Genomic DNA, 19,399 nt, shown 5'->3' with positions numbered 1-19,399 from the left:
AGCCGCATGCCGGCGGCCTCGGGGGTCAGCGGATTTTCTGGATGACCTGGCCGGTCACGCGTGCCAGCGCGGCGCGCGGCACCTTGTCGGGGGCAATCTCGGCCAGCGGCTTGAGCACGAAGGCGCGCTCGCGCATGCGCGGGTGCGGCAGGGTCAGCGTGGGGCTTTCGATCACCGAATTGCCGTGCATCAGCAGGTCGAGGTCGAGCGTGCGCGGCGCATTGGGAAAGGGCCGCTCGCGGCCGGCCAGCGTCTCCAGGCGCTGCAACGCGATGAGCAGTTGCTCTGCGTCCAGCCCGGTGCGCACGGCCACCACGGCGTTGATGAAGTCGGGGCCTTCGGCATCGACCGGCGCGCTGCGGTAGAGCGACGAGCGGGCCGTGACCTGGGTGCGTTGCAACGCACCGATGGCGGCCATGGCCTCCTTCACGGTCGCCTCGGCATCGCCCAGGTTGGCGCCGATGGCGACGAAGGCCTGCACGGTCGGGTAGTCCTCGCGCGGACCGCGTGGACGCGAAGGCGCGCGGCGCGCGGGCGGGCCGCTCTTGCTGCCGGCCGATGGCGGCTTGCTTCCGGCGCGCGGCGCGGGCTTGCCCCCCTTGGCTGCCTTGGCTGCCGGGGCGCTCTTCTTGCCGTCCTTCGGCCGGTCGGGCGTGCTCATTCGCCTGCGGCGCTCCCGCCGCCCTCGCTGCCACCACCACCGCTACCGCCGCCCACGGGGCGCGGCTTGCGCCGGCGCTTGCGCTTGCGCGGCGCGGCGGCTTCGCCATCCGGCGGCACGGCGTCGGCCTCGATGTCGGGTCCGTCGCCGTCGTCCGATTCGGTCGCGGCCTGTTTCTGGCGCGCCGGCTGCTCGCCGCGCGGCTTGGGCGCAGCGGCCGGGTCGCGCAGGCGCACGCGCTGGCGCACCTTCTGTTCTTCGCGGACCTGTTCGAGCAGGTCCTGGCGGCGCAGGTCGTCGGCGGTGCTGAACTCTTGCCACCACTCGGCGATGGCTTCACCGACCTCGCCCACGTCGGCACGCAGGCGCATGAAGTCGAAGGCTGCGCGGAAGCGCGCCTGCTCGACCAGACTGTAGGGCGTGGAGCCGGTGCGCTTGTCGAAGCGCGGCTGCATCATCCAGATCTCGCGCATGTCGGCGGCCAGCTTGCCGCGGCCCGACACGTCGCCGATGCGCGAATTGAACACGTCGTCGATGGCGTCCTGCAGCGCCGGGAACGGCGGCTGCGGGCGCTGGCCGTGGCGGCCTTCCTGGCGCTGGGCCCAGCCGTCGCGCACGTCGGCCCACAGCACGCAGGCCAAGAGGAAGCTGGGCGCCACGGGCTTGCCTTCGCCGACGCGGCGGTCGGTGTCCTGCAGGGCGGCCTTCACGAAGGGCTGGTCGGCGCGCTCCACCACCACGTCGAGCAGCGGATAGATGCCGGTGGCGAGCCCCAGCTTGCGCAGCTGCTCGACCGTCGCGATGGCGTGGCCGGTCTGCAGGAGCTTGAGCATCTCGTCGAACATGCGGCTTTGCGGCACGTCGGCCAGCAGCTTGCTCGACTCGATGAGCGGCGCGGCGGTCTTGGTTTCCATCTTGAAACCGAGCGCAGCCAGCTTGGCCGAGAAACGGATCGCGCGAATGATGCGCACCGGGTCTTCGCGGTAGCGCGTGACCGGGTCGCCGATCATGCGCAGCGTGAGCTTCTGGGCGTCCTTGATGCCGTTGTGATAGTCGACCACCACCTGGTTGGCCGGGTCGTAGTACATGGCGTTGACGGTGAAGTCGCGGCGCGCCGCGTCTTCTTCCTGCGGGCCCCAGACGTTGTCGCGCAGCACGCGGCCGCTGGCGTCCACGGCGTGCTTCATGCTCGCGAGTTCGCCCTTGCTGGTGCGCTCGTTGCCGGCCACCTGTTCGGCGGCGGCGCTGTCCATGTAGGCGCGGAAGGTCGAGACCTCGATCACCTCGTGCTCGCGGCCACGGCCGTACACCACGTGCACGATGCGAAAACGCCGGCCGATGATGAAGGCGCGGCGGAACAGCGACTTGACCTGCTCGGGCGTGGCGTTGGTGGCCACGTCGAAATCTTTCGGCCGCAGGCCCAGCAGCAGGTCGCGCACCGCGCCGCCCACCACGTAGGCCTCGTAGCCGGCCTGCTGCAGCGTGGTGACCACGTTCTTCGCGCGTTCGTCGACCAGGGCGGGATCGATCTTGTGAACCTCTGCCGGCACCTCCTGGCGCTTGCCGAAGCGGCTCTTGCCCTGCGTGCCGCCGGCGGACTTGCCGAGCAGCTTGTCGATGAATTTCTTGATCATTGGTTGTTTTTCGAGGAGGAGCAGGCGCTTCTTATCTGTCTATTCGTTTTCGAGCATGGAGCGGATCAGCGGAATGGTGATCGCGCGTTGGGTCTGCAGGGCGTAGCCGTCCAGCTGCGACAGCAGCTCCATCAGGCTGCCCAGGTCGCGGCTGAAGCGGTGCAGCATGAAGTCGAGCACGTCGTCGGACAGCATCACGCCACGCGCGTCGGCCGCCTGGCGCAGCACCGCGCGGCGTTCGCTTTCGCTCAGCACCTGCAGGTGGAAGACATGGCCCCAGCCGAGGCGGGTGCGCAGGTCTTCGCGCAGCGGCAGGTCGGCCGGCGGCAAGGCGCCGGCGGCGACCACGCCGCGCTGCAGGGTCTGGGCGTTGACGAACCAGTTGAAGGCCGCGTGCTGCTGCACCGCGGTGTAGAGGTGGACGTCGTCGAGCAGGACGGCGCCCCAGCGCTCGTCGAACTCGGGCGGCTCCAGCAGGCCGGCGTGCAGCCAGCCCACGCTTGCGCCCTGCTCGGCCAGTGCGACACGCCCGGATTCGAGCAGGTGGGTCTTGCCACTGCCGCTGTCGCCCCAGAGGTAGGTCGGCACCGGCGAGTGCAGCGCGGGGCTGCCATCGGCGCCGCCGACCCACACTTGCAGGTGTCGCAGCGCCGCCTCGTTGGGGCCGGCAAAAAAGGCGTCGAAGCTGGGGCCCGTCGCAATGCCGATATCGAGCGCGAGCTGTTTCATCCCGGGAAGGTTCATGGAGGGGGCCCGGAGGGCCCTTAAAATCGTGAGGAATTCTATCGGCCCGGCCGCCTCGGTCGCCGGCGCCTCCCCTGCCCGCCCTTCCTCGCTGCTTCGCGAACCTTTTCGCTCCTTCTTCTCGACACCGCCCGCCCATGACCTCCTCCACGCCCACCCCGCTCAGCTACAAGGACGCCGGTGTCGATATCGACGCAGGCGACGCCCTGGTCGACCGCATCAAGCCGCTGGCGAAGAAAACCATGCGCGAAGGCGTGCTGGCCGGCATCGGCGGCTTCGGCGCGCTGTTCGAAGTGCCCAAGCGCTACAAGGAACCGGTGCTGGTGAGCGGCACCGACGGCGTGGGCACCAAGCTCAAGCTGGCTTTCGAATGGAACATGCACGACACGGTCGGCATCGACCTCGTGGCCATGAGCGTCAACGACGTGCTGGTGCAGGGCGCCGAGCCCCTGTTCTTCCTGGATTACTTCGCCTGCGGCAAGCTCGACGTGGACACGGCCGCGGCCGTGGTCGGCGGCATCGCCCGCGGCTGCGAAATCTCCGGTTGCGCCCTCATCGGCGGCGAAACCGCCGAAATGCCCGGCATGTACCCGGCCGGCGAATACGACCTGGCCGGCTTTGCGGTCGGCGCGGTCGAAAAGTCGAAGATCCTCACCGGCCAGAACGTCAAGCCCGGTGACGTGGTCCTGGGCCTGGCCTCGGCCGGTGTGCATTCCAACGGTTTCAGCCTCGTGCGCAAGGTGATCGAACGCGCCGGCGCCGACCTGCCCGCCACCCTGGACGGCAAGCCCTTCCGCGAAGCCGTGATGGAGCCCACCCACCTGTACGTGAAGCCCGTGCTCGAGGCGCTGGGCAAGCACCCGATCAAGGCCCTGGCCCACATCACCGGTGGCGGCCTGCTCGAGAACATCCCGCGCGTACTGCCCGAAGGCACCGCCGCCCACCTGAAGAAGGGCAGCTGGCCCCAGACCGAGCTCTTCGCCTGGCTGCAGAAGGTGGCCGGCATCGACGACATCGAGATGAACCGCACCTTCAACAACGGCATCGGCATGGTCGTGGTGATCGATGCGGCCGAAGCCGCCGCCTGCGCCGCCACGCTGCGCGCCGCCGGTGAATCGGTGCATGAGATCGGCGTGATCGCCGAGCGCGGCGACGGCGCGGCCGTGGTCGTCGCCTGATCGCGCGCCCGTTCTTTTTTCTTTTTCTCACCGCACGCCCCGCTCCCCGGATGGCCACGCCGCTGCCCGACGCCACCCTCGCCGCCCCGCCCCCGGCCGCCGCCTCCCGCCACGTGGTACTGGCCAGCTACCTGCTGATGCTCGCGGGGCTGATGCTCGTGATGTGGCAGCACCTGCTGCCGGGGCTGCTGTGCGTGTGCATCGGCTTCCTGGTCGCACGCTGGTTCGCCCGTCTGCTGGGCGGCTGGCTGTCGCGCCTGAAGCCCCTGCGTTCCGCCGCCGGCAGCCTGGCCCGGGTGGTGGCGGTCACGCTGGTGCTGCTGGGCCCGATCGGCCTGGTCACGCTGGGGTTCTCGCAGGCGCGCGAGTACGTGCTCGATGCGCCCGACCAGTACCGCGAACTGCTCGACTACACGGCCCGCACGGTGCTCGAGTTGCGCTCCAAGCTGCCGCCCGACATCGCCGTCTACCTGCCCGAGGGCGCGGCCGAGGTGCAGCGCATCGTCGCCAACTACCTGCGCACGCAGGCCGGCTCGCTCGCCATGGCCGGGCGCGCCTGGCTGGGCGGGCTGCTGTTCGCCTACGTGGGCCTGATCATCGGCGCGCTGGCCGCCGTGGCGCCGGCGCCGGCCCAGCGCCGGCCGCTGGCGCAGCAGATGTTCCAGCGCATCACCACCTTCGGCGAGGCCTTCGGCCAGATCGTCGCGGCGCAGTTCTGGATCGCCGCCTTCAACACGCTGCTGACCGCGATCTTCCTGCTGTTCCTGATGCCGCTGTGGGGCCTCGAGCTGCCCTACACGCCCGCGCTCATCACGCTGACCTTCGTGGCCGGGCTGGTGCCGATCGTGGGCAACCTGGTCTGCAACTCGGTGATCACGCTGGTGGCGCTGTCGGTGTCGCCGGTCACGGCCGCGGCCTGCCTGGCCTTCCTGATCCTGATCCACAAGGCCGAGTACGTGATCAACGCCAAGGTGGTCGGCGCGCGCACGCAGATGCGCGTGTGGGAGCTGCTGTCGGTGATGTTCGTGGCCGAGGCGGTGTTCGGCCCCGCCGGGCTGGTGGCGGCGCCGCTGTACTACGCGTACCTGAAAAAAGAACTGCACGCAGGCGGCCTGGTCTAGGGCGATGTCCTGATCTGATCGGTTCCGGTCCGCATCGGCGCGGACGAAGCGCTGGCGGCGCCCAAGAATAGGCGGCATCATCCACTTTGCCTTGCCCGCCGCCGCCATGACCACCTGTCTGATTGTGATCGACGCCCAGGAATCGTTTCGCCACCGCCCCTACTGGAACGCCGCCCTGCTCGCGCCCTACCTCGAGGCCCAGAACGCGCTGATCGCCGGCGCCGTGGCGGCCGGACTGCCGGTCGTGCGCGTCTTCCACGTCGATGCGCCGCAGGCCGCGTCCAACCCCTTCGCGGTCGAATCGGGCCACGTGCGCCCGATCGACGGCCTCGCACCCTTCGAAGCCGCCGCCACCTTCACCAAGCACCGCCACAGCGCGCTGGTCAACAGCGGGCTGGATGTGTGGCTCACGCAGCACGGCATCCGCCGCCTGATCGTGAGCGGCATCCGCACCGAGCAGTGCTGCGAAACCACCACGCGCCATGCCTCGGACCTGGGCTGGGAGGTCGACTATGTGACCGACGCCACCCTCACCTTCGACATGGTGCAGCCCGACGGCCGGCCGCTGTCGGCCGCCGACATCAAGGCGCGCACCGCGACCGTGCTGGACGGGCGCTTCGCCACGGTCTGCAGCGTGGCGCAGGCACTTGAGCGCGCCACGGAAGGCGCAGCCGCATGAGCGCCGCGCCGGGCCGCCCCAAGCAAGCTCGCACCGAAGTGCGAAGCACGGAGGTATTTCAATGACCGCTCTGCGCGTGCGCATCCTGGCCTACGACGGCGTCGAGGCGCTCGATTTCGCCGGCCCTTTCGAGGTCTTCACCACCGCGGCCCGCGTCCACCAGCGCCTGCAGCCGGGTGCGCCCGCGCCGTTCGAGGTCGCCTCGGTCGCCCACACCCGCGCCGGGGAACCGGTGCAGGCGCGCGCCGGCCTGCGGCTGCTCGCCGACCACACGCTGGCCGATGCCGCCGCCACCGCCGACGTGCTGGTCGTCCCCGGCGGCGTGGTCGACGCGCCGATGGCGAGCCCCGACACCCTGCGCTGGATCGCCCGGTGCGCGGCCGGCGCGCAGCTCGTCGCCTCGGTCTGCACCGGCGTCTTCCTGCTGGCGCAAAGCGGCGTCGTGACGCGCGAGGCGGTCACCACGCACTGGGAAGACCTCGCCGACCTGCGCGCGCAGTTTCCGCAGCTCGACGTGCACGAGGGCGTGCGCTGGGTCGACACCGGCCGCATCGTCAGCTCGGCCGGCATCAGTGCGGGCATCGACATGAGCCTGCACCTGGTCGAACGCCTGGCCGGACGCGACCTGGCCGAGCGCACCGCGCGCCAGATGGACTACGCATGGACCCGCAACGAGCCCCTGTCCGCGTAGTCTTCGTGCTCCTGCCCGACAGCCTGGTGCTCGACTGGGCCGGGCCGGCCGAGGCGTTGCGCATCGCCAACCAGCGGCTGCGCGCGGCGGGCCAGCCCGAGCGTTTTGTCATCGAATTCGCGGGGCCGCGGCCGAGCATGAGAGGCTCCGTCGGCGTCGCGCTTTCGGGGCTGTCGCCATTGCCGACGCAGTGGGACGGCCCGGGCTGGGTGGTGCTGGTCGGCCTGCCGGGTGACACCATCGCGACCGACACCCCCGAGGCGCAGGACCTGCTGCACTGGCTGCGCGGCCAGCGCTTCACGCGCGGCGGCGTCGAGCTGGTCACGGTCTGTGCGGGCGCGCTGCTCGCGGCGCATGCGGGCGCGCTCGCGGGGCGGCGCGTCACCACGCACCACCATCACCTGGACGAGCTGCGCGCCGTGGAGCCGCGCTGCGAGGTGGTGAGCAACCGCGTGTTCGTGATCGACCCGCCGGTCTACAGCAGTGCGGGCGTCACGACGGGCATCGACCTGATGCTGCACCGCATCGCCGACACCTGCGGCGAGGCGCTGGCGGCCCAGGTGGCGCAGGCGATGGTGGTGGCGCTGCGGCGCGGCCCGCACGACCCGGAGCTGTCGCCCTTTCTCGCCTACCGCAACCACCTGCACGCGGCACTGCACCGGGTGCAGGACGCGGTCAGCGAACAACCGCAGGCCGACTGGAGCGTGCCGCGCATGGCCGAAGTCGCCCACACCTCGGCGCGGCACCTGACGCGCCTGTTCGTCGAGCATGCGGGCGTGGCGCCGCTGGCCTACCTGCGCCGGCTGCGGCTGGCCGCCGCGCAACTGGCGCTGGCCTCGGGCGCCAGCGTGACGCGGGCGGCTGAGCTGTCGGGCTTCGGCTCGGACACGCAGCTGCGCCGCGCGTGGCACCAGTTCGGGTTGCCGGGTTCGCCTTCCGCGGGCACGTCTGCGCCCGTCCGCTAAGGCTTGTCGCCACAGGCCTCGGCGCGCGCCCGCAGCAGCGCCTGTTCGCGCGTGTTGCGCGTGAGCGAGGCGGCGCGCTGGAACTCCCGGCGCGCCTCGTCGCGGCGGCCCAGCTTGAAGAGCAGGTCGCCGCGCACGGTCGGCAGCAGGTGGTAGCCCTTCAGCGCGGGCTCGTCCTGCAGCGCATCGACCACCTCCAGCCCGGCCGCCGGCCCGAAGGCCATCGACAGCGCGACCGCGCGGTTCAGCTCGACGATGGGCGACGGCGACAGCGCGGCCAGCGCGTCGTACAGCGCCGCGATGCGGGCCCAGTCGGTCTCGCCCGCGGTGCGCGCACGGGCGTGGCAGGCGGCGATGGCGGCCTGCAGCGCGTAGGGGCCGAGCGCGCCGCCCAGCGCTTCGGCGCGCGCCAGCGCCGCGAGGCCGCGGCGGATCAGCATCGGGTCCCAACGTGCGCGGTTCTGGTCGAGCAGCAGCACCGGCTCGCCCGAGGCGCCCACGCGCGCGGCGGTGCGCGAGGCCTGGATTTCCATCAGCGCGACCAGCCCGTGCACCTCGGCCTCGCCGGGCACCAGCTCGGCCACGATGCGGCCCAGACGCAGCGCCTCGTCGCACAGCGCGGGGCGCATCCAGTCGTCGCCGGCGGTGGCCGAGTAGCCCTCGTTGAAGATCAGGTAGAGCACCTCGAGCACCGAGGCCAGCCGGGCTTCGAGCTCGTGGCGGCGTGGCACCTCGAAGGGCACGTGCGCCTCGGCCAGCGTGCGCTTGGCACGCACGATGCGCTGCGCCACGGTGGCCTCGGGCACGAGAAAGGCGCGCGCGATCTCGTCGGTCGTGAGGCCGCCCATCAGCCGCAGCGTGAGCGCCACGCGCGCCTCGGTCGAGAGCACCGGATGGCAGGCGGTGAACACCAGGCGCAGCAGGTCGTCGCCGATGTCGTCGTCGAGCGCCGCATCCACCGCCTGCGCGAAGTCGGCCTCGGCCATGGCGTGCAGGGCGTCGAGTTCGCGGCCGATCTCGGGCGCCTTGCGCTCGGCCAGCTGCACATGGCGCAGGCGGTCGAGGGCGCGGTGCTTGGCCACCTGCATGAGCCAGGCGGCGGGGTTGTCGGGCACGCCGTCGACGGGCCACTGCTCGAGCGCGGCCACCAGCGCGTCCTGCGCCAGCTCTTCGGCCAGGCCCACGTCGCGCACCTTGCGCGCGAGCGCGGCGATGATCTTCGCGGACTCGATGCGCCAGACCGCCTCGATGGCGCGGTGGATGGCGGCTGTGTCTGGTCCGCTGCTCATGCGGCCTCGCTGCGGCCCGGCGGGCCGGATAGCATGCGGCCATGACACCACGCCTCGTCTTGTGGAGCCTGGGTTTCGCGTTCGGCCTCGCCTGCGGGGGCGCCGGGGCGGACGACCTCGCCGTGGAACGCAACAGCCTGGGCATGGCCTTCGTGCGATTGCCGGCCGGCGAATTCCTCATGGGCAGCGACGAGCCGCCCGAGACGCTGGCACGCGACTACCCCCAACTGCCCAAGGAACGCTTCACCCAGCTGGCCGACGAAGGGCCAGTGCACAAGGTGCGCATCACGCGGGCGTTCTGGATGGGCCGGCACGAGGTGACGGTGGGCCAGTTCCGGCGCTTTCTCGAAGCCTCGGGCCACGTGCCCGAATCGGTGGCCGACGGCACCGGCGGCTACGGCTGGCGCGCCGACTACGACCCCGCCACCACGCGGCGCGGCGACGCCTTCGAGGGCCGCGACCCGCGCTACTCGTGGCGCAACCCGGGCTTCGCGCAGGGCGACGACCACCCGGCCGTCAACGTGAGCTGGAACGACGCGCAGGCGCTGGCCGCCTGGCTGAGCAAGACGGAGGGCCGGCGCTACCGCCTGCCGACCGAGGCCGAGTGGGAGTACGCCTGCCGCTCTGGCACGCGCACGCGCTACAGCACGGGGGACGATCCGGCCACGCTGCTGCGCGGGGCCAATGTGTTCGACACGCGCAGCGCCGCCCATTGGCCGCGCTGGCGCGCGATGGCGCTCGCGGGCGACGACGGTTTTGCCTTCACCGCCCCGGTCGGCAGCTTCGCGCCGAACGCCTGGGGCCTCTACGACATGCACGGCAATGCGTGGGAGTGGGTGGCCGACTGGCATGGCGACGAATACTACGCGCGCTCACCGGTCGACGACCCCCAGGGCCCCGCCACGGGCACCGTGCGCGTGCGCCGCGGCGGCTCCTGGCACACCTGGGCTTTCTATGCCCGCTCGTCGTACCGCAACTGGAATGCGCCGGACACGCGCTACACGCTGGTGGGCATCCGGCTGGTGCGGGACGACTAGGGTCGGCTTACTTCTTCAGGGTCTGCTGCATCGACGTGAACTCGCTCGCCACGTCCTGCACCTCGGGCGAGAAGTCCTCCATCTCCTGCACCTGGCGGATTTCGATGACCTCGTCTTCGCTGCCCGGGCAGCGGCTCGCCCATTCGATGGCCTCGGCGCGCGAGGCGACGTCGATCAGCCAGTAGCCGCCCAGCACTTCCTTGGCCTCGGCGAAGGGGCCGTCGACCACCTTCGGCTTGCCGCCCGGAAAGCTCACGCGCGCGCCCATCGACGGCGGGTGCAGGCCCTCGCAGCCGATCAGCACGCCGGCCTTCTGCAGGGACTCGTTGAAGGCCATCATCGAGCCCACGCGTTCGACGTCGTCGGGCACGGTGCCTGGCGCGGCGTTTTCGTAGCCGTAGGGAATCATCAGCAGCATGAATCGCATGGTCGTTTCTCCTTCGAGGAATGGATGAGGTTCAACGGCCGGCCTTGGCGGCCGACTCGGCGCGCAGGCGGTCTTCCTGGGCCAGCAGCTCGGGCGTCATGGCCTCGCCGAAATCGGTGGCCTCGAAGACCTGGCGGATCTCGATCTCGCCTTCCTGGAAGGGGCTGCGCTTGATCCACTCGATGGCTTCTTCCTTCGACTTGACCTGCAGCAGCCAGAAGCCCGCGAGCAGCTCCTTGGTCTCGGTGAAGGGGCCGTCGATGACGGTGCGCTTCTTGCCTTCGCAGCGCACGCGCGCGCCCTTGGACGACGGGTGCAGCCCTTCGCCCGCCAGCAGCACGCCGGCCTTGACCAGTTCCTCGTTGAACCGGCCCATCTCGGTGAGGAGCTCGGTGCTCGGCATCACGCCGGCTTCGGAATCCTTGCTCGCCTTGACCAGAACCATGAATCGCATGTCGTTTCTCCTGAAAGTGGGTGGGGATCGGGAGACGCCGGAATCTGCGTGCTCCTGTTCACACGTCGCGCGAGCGGGCCACGGATCGACACGGCCGCATCGATCTGCTTGTAATTTTGTGTTTCAGAGATAGCCGCAGAACCGCAGCACGTGGCCATCGGGTTCGCGGATCGCGAATTCGCGCAGGCCCCAGGGCTGGGAAGTGGGCGGCTCGATGATGGTCACGCCGCGCTTCACGTAGGCGGCGTGCAGGCCGTCGATGTCCTTGCCGACGTGGATCACGATTTCGCCGCGCCACGGCCGGGCCTCGCGGCTGCCGCATTGCCACAGGCGCAGGTACACGGGGTCGCCATAGCTGCGGTCGCCCTTCATCACGCGGGCGTAGCTGGGCGGCTCGCCGGCGATGAAGTCGATCTCGAAACCGAGCACCTCGGAAAACCAGCGCGCGGCGCGCGAGACGTCGGACACCGGCAGCACCGGCTGCACGCCGTGGAATTCGTGCAGCGTGCCCAGGTCGGGCGCCGCGCTCACGCCGGTGCGGGTGTCGGTCATGGCGTTGGGGCTGTTGTGGCGGGTCAGTTGGCCAGGCGCCGCAGCAGCGCCACGCGCTCGGCGATCGCGTCGATGTCGAGCGCGTCTTCGGCGTTGGCGAGGTAGGTTTCGAGGTCGCGCACGGCCAGCGCCGCATGGCCCTGCTCGGCATGCGCCACGCCGCGGTCGCGGTGCTCGCCCCAGGCGGTGGGCAGGAGGGCAATGAGGCGGTTCTGCACCGCGATGTAGCGCGGCCAGTCTTCCTGCGCGTGGTGCACCTCCTTCAGGTTGCGCAGCATGCGCGCGATGATCTCGCGCGGGCTCGCGGGCTGCAGGTACAGGCCCAGCGGCACGTCGAACTCGCCGACCAGCCCGTTGCCGCGCTTGTAGGGTTCGAGCCGCTCGCCCAGCTCTTCGCGCGAGAGCGACTTGCCGGTGAACGGGTCGATCACGACCTGCCCCTTGGGCAGCGTGACCTTGACCATGAAATGCCCCGGGAAGCTGATGCCGCGCGTCTGCAGGCCCAGGCCCTGGGCCAGCTCCATCCACAGCACGGCCAGCGAGATCGGAATGCCGCGGCGGGTGCGCAGCACGGCGTTCAGGTAGCTGTTGTCGGGGTCGTAGTAGTCGTTGACGTTGCCGCCGAAATTCAGGTCGCTGAAGAAGAACTGGTTCAGCGCGCGCAGCCTGGCCAGCGGCGCGGCGTCGGCCGGCAGGCGGCGCTTGAGGCGCGCGAGCAGCTGGTCGACGTCGCCCAGCACCTGCTGCACGTCGAGTTCGGGGTATTCGTCCTGCGCGATGCTGGCGGCCGCTTCGAGCAGCGGAAAGTGGTCATCGCTGCCGACCAGCGACTCGAAATATTCCAGTGCCGTGGGAACCTGGTAGCTGAACGTCATATGGCTTTGTAGAGGAGCCCGCAGGGAGCGTCAAGGCAGTGTTTTCCGGCTCGCCAACGGCGCTTCAGCGGCGCATGAAACTGCGCACGCGCACGCCCGCGGCGGTGAGCACGGCGAAATAGAGCAGCGCGGCGCCGGCGATGAGCGCGGCCAGCAGGCCGATGCGGTGCAGGCGCTGCGCGCGCAGGCCGACCCAGTCGAAATAGTGCGCGCCCCACGCCAGCAAAACCGCCAGCACCACGGTGCCCAGCAGCACCTGCAGCGCGAACTTGCCCCAGCCGGGCTCGGGGGTGTAGCTGCCGCGGCGGATCAGGCCGATCAGCAGCCACAGCGCGTTGACCAGCGCGCCGATGCCGATGGTCAGCGTCAGCGCCGCGTGCTGCAGCAGCGGCACCAGGAAGAAGTTGAGCACCTGCGTGAACACCAGCACCGTCACGGCGATCAGCATGGGCGTGCGCGTGTCGTGCTTGGCGTAGTAGCCGGGCGCGAGCACCTTGACCGCCACGAGGCCGACCAGCCCCACGCCGTAGCCCATGAGCGCCACGGTGGTGCGGCCCACGTCCTCGCCGGTGTAGGCGCCGTTGTGGAACAGCACGGCCACGAGCGGCTTGGCGAACAGCAGCAGCGCCACCGCGCACGGCGCCGCCAGCAGCACCACGAGGCGCAGGCCCCAGTCGAGCAGCGACGAATAGCGCGCGTCGTCCTTGGCGGCGCGGGCGCCCGCGAGCTGCGGCATCAGCACCACGCCCAGCGCCACGCCGAGCATGGCGGTGGGGAATTCCATCAGCCGGTCGGCGTTGGTGACCCAGGTCACGCTGCCGGTGGCCAGGTGCGAGGCGATCTGCGTGTTGATGAGCAGCGAGATCTGCGCCACGCTCACGCCCAGCAGCGCGGGCAGCATGAGCTTCATGACCTTGCGGGTGGTCGGATCGGTCCACGCGGCGCGCAGCGCCTTGAAGCTGGCACCGATGCGCGGCATGAGCCCCAATGCGCGCAGCGCCGGGATCTGCAGGGCCAGCTGCAGCACGCCGCCGACCATCACGCCCACGCACTGGGCGTAGATCGGCTCGATGCCGTAGCGGCGGAACAGCGGCGCGCCGATGGAGATCGACAGGATCAGCGCGATGTTGAGCAGCACCGGCGACGCCGCCGGCACCGCGAACTTGCGCCAGGTGTTGAGAATGCCGCCCGCCAGCGCCACCAGCGACATGAAGCCGATGTAGGGGAACATCCAGCGCGTCATGACCACGGCGGCGTCGAAGCCCTGCAGGCCGCTGGCCATGGCCCAGACCAGCAGCGGCGCACCGGCCACGCCGGCCACGCACAGCACCACCAGGGCCCAGGTCAGCAGCGTGGCGACGTGGTCGACCAGCTCCCGGGCGCCCTCCTGCCCCGCCTCGGTCTTGCGCGCGGCCAGCACCGGCACGAAGGCCTGGCTGAAGGCGCCTTCGCCGAACACGCGGCGAAACAGGTTGGGGATGCGAAAGGCGACGTTGAAGGCGTCGGTGAGCGCGCTGACGCCGAACACCGAGGCAAACAGCACGTCGCGCACGAGGCCCGTGATCCGCGAAGCGAGGGTCAGCAGGGAGACGGTGGAGGCGGATTTGAACAGGGACACGGGGGCGAGTGTAGGGCTGCGAAAGGTGGCAAAAGCAGGCAATTCGGCAAAAACCGGAACCCGGCCTATAATGGAGAGCTTTGCTGCATCATCCTCAGACACCTAAGGAACACTAAATATGGCATCCGCCAAGCCCAAGAAGAAGAACCCGCGCCTCGCGTCGGGCCGCAAGCGCGTCCGCCAGGACGTCAAGCTCAACGCTGCGAACACCTCGCTGCGCTCCAAATACCGTACCGCTGTCAAGAACGTCGAAAAGGCTGTTCTGGCTGGCGACAAGACCAAGGCAAGCGAACTGTTCGCGAAGGCCCAGAGCATCGTCGACACCGTCGCCGACAAGGGCATCTTCCACAAGAACAAGGCCGCCCGCGACAAGAGCCGCCTGTCGGCCAAGGTCAAGGCCCTCGCCCTGGCGCCTGAAAAGGCCGCCGCCTGACACCTGTCAGGCAAGCCCGGATCGGAATTCTCCGGTCCGCCGTTTGATCGGGGTGCGCTGCAGCAAGCAAAAGTGAAAAACCGCCTTCGGGCGGTTTTTTCATGGGCGCTCGAAAAGCATCCAAAGGATCGAGCAACCCGTGCAGCCCCAAAAAAAAGACCTGGAAGTCAGGTCTTTTTGGGAGGGGGCGGCGTGTCCGCCGGGTCGGGCACCAGGCAGGCCTCGGCCACCTGGAGGTTGTTGTCTTTCGCGAAGTTCACGCAGAAGTCCCAGGCCATGGGCTCGGCGTCGCGCAGGGCGCGGTTCACCACCACGCATTTCACGCCGTTGATGGTCGTGGGAATGCACCAGGGCGAATAGCTCAGGTGGCTGCCCGGGTAGGCGCCGCCGGGGCGAAAGGAGCACATGACGCCGGCGAGGCGTTCGGCCCAGTCGCTGGGGCGAAAAGTGCGGCCATCGTGGGTGATGCCCTGGATGAAGATTTCTTTGGCGTTGGGGGAAATCATCGTGAAGTGAGGCGACCGGAACAGGTGCTGCGGTGCAGCAAGCGATTGTATCCGGGGCCCTTTTTGCATCCTGAATGGGGGGCATTGCTGTGATGCGGAATCCTCAACGAAGCCGTCAAATCGCACGCCTAGAATTCGCGTTCCCTATCTGGAGAACCGAATGAGCGCCACCGCCCAGCAACCCACCTCGCCCCACGTCATGAACACCTACGGTCGCCTGCCGATCGCGCTGTCGCACGGCCAGGGCTGCCGAGTCTGGGACACCACGGGCAAGGCCTACCTCGACGGCCTGGGCGGCATCGCCGTCAACACGCTGGGCCACAACCACCCCGAGCTGGTGCCCGCCCTGCAGGACCAGCTGACCAAGCTGATCCACAGCTCCAACTACTACCACGTGACCGGCCAGGAACAGCTCGCCACCAAGCTCACCGAGCTGTCGGGCCTGACCAACGCCTTCTTCTGCTGCACCGGCCTGGAAGCCAACGAAGCCGCCTTGAAGCTGGCGCGCAAGTTCGGCCACGACAAGGGCATCGAGCGCCCCGAGATCGTCGTCTACGAAGCCGCCTTCCACGGCCGCAGCATCGCCACCCTGTCGGCCACCGGCAACCCCAAGGTGCAGGCCGGCTTCGGCCCGCTGGTCGAAGGCTTCATCCGCGTGCCGCTGAACGACATCGAGGCGCTGAAGAAGGCCACCGAAGGCAACCCCAATGTGGTCGCCGTGTTCTTCGAAACCATCCAGGGCGAAGGCGGCATCAACCCGATGCGCGTCGACTACCTCAAGCAGGTGCGCCAGCTGTGCGACGAGCGCGACTGGCTCATGATGATCGACGAAGTGCAATGCGGCATGGGCCGCACCGGCAAGTGGTTCGCCCACCAGTGGGCGGGCATCAAGCCTGACGTGATGCCGCTGGCCAAGGGCCTGGGCTCGGGCGTGCCGATCGGCGCCGTCGTGGCCGGCCCCAAGGCCGCCAACATCTTCGGCCCGGGCAACCACGGCACCACCTTCGGCGGCAACCCGCTGGCGATGCGCGCCGGTGTGGAAACCATCCGCATCATGGAAGAGCACAAGCTGCTCGAGAACGCCGCCACCGTGGGCGCGCACCTGAAGGCCGCGCTGGAGCGCGAAATCGGCAGCCTGCCCGGCGTGAAGGAGATTCGCGGCCAGGGCCTGATGCTGGGCATCGAGCTCGACCGTCCCTGCGGCGCGATCCTGAACCGCGCCTGCGACGCCGGCCTGCTGCTGAGCGTGACGGCCGACAAGGTGATCCGCCTCGTGCCGCCGCTCATCCTGAGCATTGCCGAAGCCGACGAGATCGTTGCGATCCTCGCGCCGATCGTCAAAACCTTCCTCTCGGAGCCCGTTGCGCAATGACGACCGCCGCCGCACCGAACGCCCTGCGCCACTACCTGCAGTTCTCGGACTTCACGGCCGACGAGTACGTCTACCTCTTCGATCGCATGGCGATCATCAAGAAGAAGTTCAAGACGTATGAAAAGCACCAGCCGCTGGTCGACCGCACGCTGGCCATGATCTTCGAGAAGGCCAGCACGCGCACCCGCGTGAGCTTCGAGGCCGGCATGTACCAGCTCGGGGGCAGCGTGGTGCACCTGACCACGGGCGACAGCCAACTCGGCCGCGCCGAGCCCATCGAGGACAGCGCCAAGGTCATCAGCCGCATGGTCGACCTGGTGATGATCCGCACCTACGAGCAGACCAAGATCGACGCCTTCGCCGCGCACTCGCGCGTGCCCGTCATCAACGGCCTGACCAACGAGTTCCACCCCTGCCAGATCCTGGCGGACATCTTCACCTACATCGAGCACCGCGGCTCCATCCAGGGCAAGACGGTGGCGTGGGTGGGCGACGGCAACAACATGGCCAACACCTGGCTGCAGGCCGCCGAGATCCTGGGCTTCACCGTGCACGTGAGCACGCCCAGCGGCTACGAGGTCGACCAGTCGATCGCCGGCATCCGCTCGGGCGACAGCTACAAGGTCTTCAAGGACCCGATGGAAGCCTGCCGCGGCGCCGACCTGGTCACCACCGACGTGTGGACCAGCATGGGCTACGAAGCCGAGAACGAGGCGCGCCGCAAGGCTTTTGCCGACTGGTGCGTCGACGAGGACATGATGCGCATCGCCCAGACCGACGCCCTCTTCATGCACTGCCTGCCCGCGCACCGCGGCGAGGAAGTGCAGGCCGAGGTCATCGACGGCCCGCAGTCGGTCGTGTGGGACGAGGCCGAGAACCGCCTGCACGCGCAAAAAGCGCTGATGGAGTTCCTGCTGCTCGGCAGGCTCTGACAGGCACCGAACCGCTGACCCACCCAGGCGCCGCATGGAGCTGATGAACCGCTACCTGCCGCGCTACCAGTTCGCGGAGACGCACAGCCTCCACGTGCCCGCGTCGCCTGCGCGCGTGCTCGACGTGGCGGCCCGGCCCGAGATCACCGACGACCCCGTGGCGCGCAGCCTGATCGCGCTGCGCGAACTGCCGAACCGGCTGGCCAGCCGGCTCGGCCTCGCCGCCCCCACGCTGCGCCAGCGCGAGGCCTTCGGTTTTGCCGACTTCACGCCGCTGGGGCGCGACGGCAAGCGCGAACTGGCCTTCGGCCTGGCCGGCCGCTTCTGGCGCTTCGACTACGGCCTGGTCCCGCTGGCCGACGGCCCGGCCTTCGCCGCGCTCGATGCCACGGGCCTGGCCAAGCTGGTGCTTCACTTCACGGCCGAGCCCGAAGGCACGGGCACACGGCTCACCACGCGTACCCGGGTCTGGTGCGGCGATGCCGCCGCGCAGCGCCGCTTCACCGCCTACTGGCTGCTGATCCGTCCCGCGAGCGGGCTGATCCGCCGCCGCATGCTGCAGCGCGTGCGTGACGCCGCGCTGCTCGCCCCATGAATCCCTGCCAGACCTGCGGCGCCTGCTGCGCCAGCTACCGCGTCGACTTCAGCGTGCACGAGCTCGACGACCACGGCGGCCGCGTGCCCTCGGGCCTGGCGGTCGACGTGAACGACGCCCTGTGCCGCATGCGCGGCACCGACCACACGCCGGCGCGCTGCGCCGCGCTCACCGGCAAGATCGGCCAGTCGGTGGCCTGCGGCATCTACGAATGGCGACCCAACCCCTGCCACGAACTGCAGGCCGGCAGCGACGCCTGCCAGCGCGCGCGCCTGCGGCATGGGCTGCCGATGCTGTCCGACGAACTGCACTGACGACAGGCCGGCTCAGGCCACGGGCACCGGTAACCCGCCGAGCTGCCCCTTGAACTCCTGCAGCGAGAAATGCGTCTGCACATGGCGCACGCCCGGCAGCCGGTGCAGCTTGCGCTGCAGCAGGTCGGAATACGCATCGAGGTCCTTCGCGACCACCACGAGGATGAAGTCCGCCGGCCCCGAGATGCCGTGGAACATCACCACCTCGGGAATCGCGCACACCGCGTCCTCGAAAGCGCGCGACGAGATCTCGGTCTGGTGGTCGATGCCGACCATCACGAAGGCCAGCACACCGAAACCCAGCGCGCGCCGGCTCAGGCCCGCGTGGTAGCCGCCGATCACGCCGTCGTCCTCCAGCTTCTTCACCCGGCGCCAGCACGGCGACTGCGACAGGTGCGCCATCTGCGCCAGCTCGCCCGAGGTCAGGCGGGCGTTGTCCTGCAGCGCGCGCAGCAGCTGGAGGTCGGTTCGATCGAGGTCGGCTTGCATGATTTGTTCTCCATTTCCTGTCGATTGAATAGATTATTCAATCTTTCGATGATTGATGGATAACTTCTCGACTCCAGGCAGCCACTGCGCATAGCATTCGGCACCCGACGGCCCCTTGTGGACCGACACCAACCGGCCCACACTGCCCTTTTCTTCCTTCGCCCTGCCGCCCGCCATGACCGCCCCGCTCCGACTCTGGGACATTTCCGCCCCCGTGCACGCCGGCAGCCCGGTGTTCCCGGGCGACACGCCGTATTCGCAGCAGTGGTGCGCCACCATCGGCCCCGGCTGCCCGGTCAACGTGAGCGCGATCACGCTGTCGCCGCATGTGGGCACCCATGCCGACGCGCCGCTGCACTACGCCCCCGAAGGCCAGACCATCGGCCAGGTCGACCTCACGCCCTTCCTCGGCCCGTGCCGCGTGATCCACGCGATCGGCCGCGGCCCGCTGGTCACCTGGGAGCACATCGCGCATGCCGTGAACGACACGCTGCCCCCGCGCGTGCTCGTGCGCACCTACCCGGCCATGCCCGTCGACCGCTGGGACCCGCAGCTCGCGGCCTATGCACCCGCCACCGTCGAGCGCCTGGCGGCCATGGGCGTGAAGCTCATCGGCATCGACACCGCCAGCATCGACCCGGCCGACAGCAAGACGCTCGACAGCCACCAGCGCATCCGCCACCTCGATCTGCGCGTGCTCGAGAACCTCGTGCTCGACGACGTGCCCGAGGGCGACTACGAACTCATCGCGCTGCCGCTCAAGCTGACGAGCGCCGATGCCTCACCCGTGCGCGCCGTGCTGCGCGAACTTCCCCGCTGAAACCCTCCCTTCC

General features: G+C 69.6%; 23 protein-coding genes. 12 read left to right on the top strand and 11 right to left on the bottom strand.

Annotated features, from left to right (window positions below; all coding sequences use genetic code 11):
- Positions 1-25: 25 nt before the first annotated feature.
- Genes folK through hda form a run of 3 tightly spaced genes read right to left on the bottom strand, consistent with a single transcriptional unit; the run spans position 26 to position 3,024 of the window.
- Entirely contained in the window at positions 26-661 is a 636-nt protein-coding gene (gene folK, locus AC1RLW_RS13540; RefSeq protein WP_369629769.1) for a 2-amino-4-hydroxy-6-hydroxymethyldihydropteridine diphosphokinase, read from the bottom strand.
- Positions 658-2,295 (bottom strand): polynucleotide adenylyltransferase PcnB, encoded by a 1,638-nt coding sequence (gene pcnB / locus AC1RLW_RS13535; protein ID WP_493193441.1) that lies wholly within the window; start codon positions 2,293-2,295, stop codon positions 658-660. The genes folK and pcnB overlap by 4 nt, the downstream gene beginning before the upstream one ends.
- 39 nt (positions 2,296-2,334) lie before the next feature.
- On the bottom strand, positions 2,335-3,024 hold the full coding sequence (gene hda, locus AC1RLW_RS13530; protein ID WP_493193964.1) for a DnaA regulatory inactivator Hda: 690 nt from the start codon (positions 3,022-3,024) through the stop codon (positions 2,335-2,337).
- 152 nt (positions 3,025-3,176) lie between these two features.
- Between hda and purM the strand changes: the two genes are divergently transcribed.
- The 5 genes from purM (at position 3,177) to AC1RLW_RS13505 (ending at position 7,673) form a co-directional block, all read left to right on the top strand.
- A complete protein-coding gene (purM, locus tag AC1RLW_RS13525; protein ID WP_062475090.1) occupies positions 3,177-4,217 on the top strand; it encodes a phosphoribosylformylglycinamidine cyclo-ligase in 1,041 nt (346 codons plus the stop codon).
- 50 nt (positions 4,218-4,267) lie between these two features.
- Entirely contained in the window at positions 4,268-5,338 is a 1,071-nt protein-coding gene (locus AC1RLW_RS13520) for an AI-2E family transporter (protein WP_487848945.1), read from the top strand.
- A 106-nt stretch (positions 5,339-5,444) separates the two neighbouring features.
- Positions 5,445-6,017 (top strand): isochorismatase family protein, encoded by a 573-nt coding sequence (locus AC1RLW_RS13515; RefSeq protein WP_493193439.1) that lies wholly within the window; start codon positions 5,445-5,447, stop codon positions 6,015-6,017.
- Positions 6,018-6,078: 61 nt separating this feature from the next.
- Positions 6,079-6,708 carry a DJ-1/PfpI family protein gene (locus AC1RLW_RS13510; RefSeq protein WP_493193437.1) on the top strand — a complete coding sequence of 210 codons (630 nt, stop codon included), beginning with the start codon at positions 6,079-6,081 and terminating at the stop codon, positions 6,706-6,708.
- On the top strand, positions 6,678-7,673 hold the full coding sequence (locus AC1RLW_RS13505; RefSeq protein WP_095950560.1) for a GlxA family transcriptional regulator: 996 nt from the start codon (positions 6,678-6,680) through the stop codon (positions 7,671-7,673). Before AC1RLW_RS13510 ends, AC1RLW_RS13505 begins: the two co-directional genes overlap by 31 nt.
- On the opposite strand, the gene AC1RLW_RS13500 is transcribed toward AC1RLW_RS13505, so the two are convergent.
- Entirely contained in the window at positions 7,670-8,962 is a 1,293-nt protein-coding gene (locus tag AC1RLW_RS13500; RefSeq protein WP_493193435.1) for an RNA polymerase sigma factor, read from the bottom strand. The two genes, AC1RLW_RS13505 and AC1RLW_RS13500, sit on opposite strands and share 4 nt — an antisense overlap.
- 41 nt (positions 8,963-9,003) lie before the next feature.
- Here AC1RLW_RS13500 and AC1RLW_RS13495 point away from each other — a divergent pair, with 41 nt between their 5' ends.
- Complete coding sequence (locus tag AC1RLW_RS13495) at positions 9,004-9,999, top strand: formylglycine-generating enzyme family protein (RefSeq protein ID WP_493193433.1); 996 nt, start codon at positions 9,004-9,006, stop codon at positions 9,997-9,999.
- A gap of 7 nt (positions 10,000-10,006) precedes the next feature.
- Here AC1RLW_RS13495 and AC1RLW_RS13490 read toward each other — a convergent pair whose 3' ends face one another.
- The 5 genes from AC1RLW_RS13490 to murJ all read right to left on the bottom strand — a co-directional run bounded on the left by AC1RLW_RS13490 (position 10,007) and on the right by murJ (position 13,925).
- On the bottom strand, positions 10,007-10,426 hold the full coding sequence (locus AC1RLW_RS13490; protein ID WP_493193432.1) for a YciI family protein: 420 nt from the start codon (positions 10,424-10,426) through the stop codon (positions 10,007-10,009).
- Positions 10,427-10,457: 31 nt separating this feature from the next.
- Positions 10,458-10,880, bottom strand: a complete 423-nt coding sequence (locus AC1RLW_RS13485; protein ID WP_062477217.1) for a YciI family protein — start codon at positions 10,878-10,880, stop codon at positions 10,458-10,460.
- Between the two features lie 123 nt (positions 10,881-11,003).
- Positions 11,004-11,432: a bleomycin resistance protein gene (locus tag AC1RLW_RS13480; protein ID WP_056571928.1), complete on the bottom strand. Its 429-nt coding sequence runs from the start codon at positions 11,430-11,432 to the stop codon at positions 11,004-11,006.
- 23 nt (positions 11,433-11,455) lie between these two features.
- Positions 11,456-12,307, bottom strand: coding sequence for a SirB1 family protein (locus AC1RLW_RS13475; RefSeq protein WP_062477211.1), 852 nt, complete (start codon positions 12,305-12,307; stop codon positions 11,456-11,458).
- 64 nt (positions 12,308-12,371) lie between these two features.
- Entirely contained in the window at positions 12,372-13,925 is a 1,554-nt protein-coding gene (gene murJ / locus AC1RLW_RS13470; protein ID WP_493193430.1) for a murein biosynthesis integral membrane protein MurJ, read from the bottom strand.
- Positions 13,926-14,043: 118 nt separating this feature from the next.
- On the opposite strand from murJ, the gene rpsT reads away from it, so the two are divergent.
- Positions 14,044-14,358, top strand: coding sequence for a 30S ribosomal protein S20 (gene rpsT, locus AC1RLW_RS13465; RefSeq protein WP_056571937.1), 315 nt, complete (start codon positions 14,044-14,046; stop codon positions 14,356-14,358).
- Positions 14,359-14,525: 167 nt separating this feature from the next.
- Here the strand turns inward: rpsT and AC1RLW_RS13460 are convergent, their stop codons facing one another.
- A complete protein-coding gene (locus AC1RLW_RS13460) occupies positions 14,526-14,864 on the bottom strand; it encodes a DUF3579 domain-containing protein (protein ID WP_062477206.1) in 339 nt (112 codons plus the stop codon).
- A 160-nt stretch (positions 14,865-15,024) separates the two neighbouring features.
- Here AC1RLW_RS13460 and AC1RLW_RS13455 point away from each other — a divergent pair, with 160 nt between their 5' ends.
- From AC1RLW_RS13455 to AC1RLW_RS13440, 4 genes are read left to right on the top strand one after another with little or no spacing between them, the layout of a single operon-like run.
- Entirely contained in the window at positions 15,025-16,236 is a 1,212-nt protein-coding gene (locus AC1RLW_RS13455; RefSeq protein WP_139706505.1) for an aspartate aminotransferase family protein, read from the top strand.
- Positions 16,233-17,168, top strand: a complete 936-nt coding sequence (argF, locus tag AC1RLW_RS13450) for an ornithine carbamoyltransferase (RefSeq protein ID WP_489058009.1) — start codon at positions 16,233-16,235, stop codon at positions 17,166-17,168. The genes AC1RLW_RS13455 and argF overlap by 4 nt, the downstream gene beginning before the upstream one ends.
- Before the next feature lie 34 nt (positions 17,169-17,202).
- Positions 17,203-17,763: a hypothetical protein gene (locus AC1RLW_RS13445; RefSeq protein ID WP_493193428.1), complete on the top strand. Its 561-nt coding sequence runs from the start codon at positions 17,203-17,205 to the stop codon at positions 17,761-17,763.
- Positions 17,760-18,077, top strand: coding sequence for a YkgJ family cysteine cluster protein (locus AC1RLW_RS13440; RefSeq protein ID WP_062477195.1), 318 nt, complete (start codon positions 17,760-17,762; stop codon positions 18,075-18,077). Before AC1RLW_RS13445 ends, AC1RLW_RS13440 begins: the two co-directional genes overlap by 4 nt.
- 12 nt (positions 18,078-18,089) lie before the next feature.
- Here AC1RLW_RS13440 and AC1RLW_RS13435 read toward each other — a convergent pair whose 3' ends face one another.
- Entirely contained in the window at positions 18,090-18,566 is a 477-nt protein-coding gene (locus tag AC1RLW_RS13435; protein WP_493193426.1) for an Lrp/AsnC family transcriptional regulator, read from the bottom strand.
- 175 nt (positions 18,567-18,741) lie between these two features.
- On the opposite strand from AC1RLW_RS13435, the gene kynB reads away from it, so the two are divergent.
- Positions 18,742-19,386: an arylformamidase gene (gene kynB, locus AC1RLW_RS13430; protein WP_159273237.1), complete on the top strand. Its 645-nt coding sequence runs from the start codon at positions 18,742-18,744 to the stop codon at positions 19,384-19,386.
- Positions 19,387-19,399 lie beyond the last annotated feature (13 nt).

This window comes from Variovorax sp. GW822-FHT04A09, from assembly GCF_058801005.1.
The sequence above is the reverse complement of the archived record's forward strand: the minus strand, read 5'-3'. Positions and strand labels throughout refer to the sequence as shown.

Bases quoted from the DNA above. Each gene is read 5' to 3' on its own strand.
- folK (WP_369629769.1), bottom strand. From the start codon at position 661: ATGAGCACGCCCGACCGGCCGAAGGACGGCAAGAAGAGCGCCCCGGCA.
- rpsT (WP_056571937.1), top strand. From the start codon at position 14,044: ATGGCATCCGCCAAGCCCAAGAAGAAGAACCCGCGCCTCGCGTCGGGC.
- AC1RLW_RS13455 (WP_139706505.1), top strand. From the start codon at position 15,025: ATGAGCGCCACCGCCCAGCAACCCACCTCGCCCCACGTCATGAACACC.
- AC1RLW_RS13490 (WP_493193432.1), bottom strand. From the start codon at position 10,426: ATGCGATTCATGCTGCTGATGATTCCCTACGGCTACGAAAACGCCGCG.
- AC1RLW_RS13445 (WP_493193428.1), top strand. From the start codon at position 17,203: ATGGAGCTGATGAACCGCTACCTGCCGCGCTACCAGTTCGCGGAGACG.
- AC1RLW_RS13440 (WP_062477195.1), top strand. From the start codon at position 17,760: ATGAATCCCTGCCAGACCTGCGGCGCCTGCTGCGCCAGCTACCGCGTC.
- AC1RLW_RS13480 (WP_056571928.1), bottom strand. From the start codon at position 11,432: ATGACCGACACCCGCACCGGCGTGAGCGCGGCGCCCGACCTGGGCACG.
- AC1RLW_RS13500 (WP_493193435.1), bottom strand. From the start codon at position 8,962: ATGAGCAGCGGACCAGACACAGCCGCCATCCACCGCGCCATCGAGGCG.
- AC1RLW_RS13505 (WP_095950560.1), top strand. From the start codon at position 6,678: ATGGACCCGCAACGAGCCCCTGTCCGCGTAGTCTTCGTGCTCCTGCCC.
- AC1RLW_RS13435 (WP_493193426.1), bottom strand. From the start codon at position 18,566: ATGCAAGCCGACCTCGATCGAACCGACCTCCAGCTGCTGCGCGCGCTG.
- hda (WP_493193964.1), bottom strand. From the start codon at position 3,024: ATGAAACAGCTCGCGCTCGATATCGGCATTGCGACGGGCCCCAGCTTC.
- AC1RLW_RS13460 (WP_062477206.1), bottom strand. From the start codon at position 14,864: ATGATTTCCCCCAACGCCAAAGAAATCTTCATCCAGGGCATCACCCAC.
- AC1RLW_RS13475 (WP_062477211.1), bottom strand. From the start codon at position 12,307: ATGACGTTCAGCTACCAGGTTCCCACGGCACTGGAATATTTCGAGTCG.
- AC1RLW_RS13510 (WP_493193437.1), top strand. From the start codon at position 6,079: ATGACCGCTCTGCGCGTGCGCATCCTGGCCTACGACGGCGTCGAGGCG.
- kynB (WP_159273237.1), top strand. From the start codon at position 18,742: ATGACCGCCCCGCTCCGACTCTGGGACATTTCCGCCCCCGTGCACGCC.
- AC1RLW_RS13515 (WP_493193439.1), top strand. From the start codon at position 5,445: ATGACCACCTGTCTGATTGTGATCGACGCCCAGGAATCGTTTCGCCAC.
- AC1RLW_RS13485 (WP_062477217.1), bottom strand. From the start codon at position 10,880: ATGCGATTCATGGTTCTGGTCAAGGCGAGCAAGGATTCCGAAGCCGGC.
- pcnB (WP_493193441.1), bottom strand. From the start codon at position 2,295: ATGATCAAGAAATTCATCGACAAGCTGCTCGGCAAGTCCGCCGGCGGC.
- purM (WP_062475090.1), top strand. From the start codon at position 3,177: ATGACCTCCTCCACGCCCACCCCGCTCAGCTACAAGGACGCCGGTGTC.
- AC1RLW_RS13520 (WP_487848945.1), top strand. From the start codon at position 4,268: ATGGCCACGCCGCTGCCCGACGCCACCCTCGCCGCCCCGCCCCCGGCC.
- argF (WP_489058009.1), top strand. From the start codon at position 16,233: ATGACGACCGCCGCCGCACCGAACGCCCTGCGCCACTACCTGCAGTTC.
- AC1RLW_RS13495 (WP_493193433.1), top strand. From the start codon at position 9,004: ATGACACCACGCCTCGTCTTGTGGAGCCTGGGTTTCGCGTTCGGCCTC.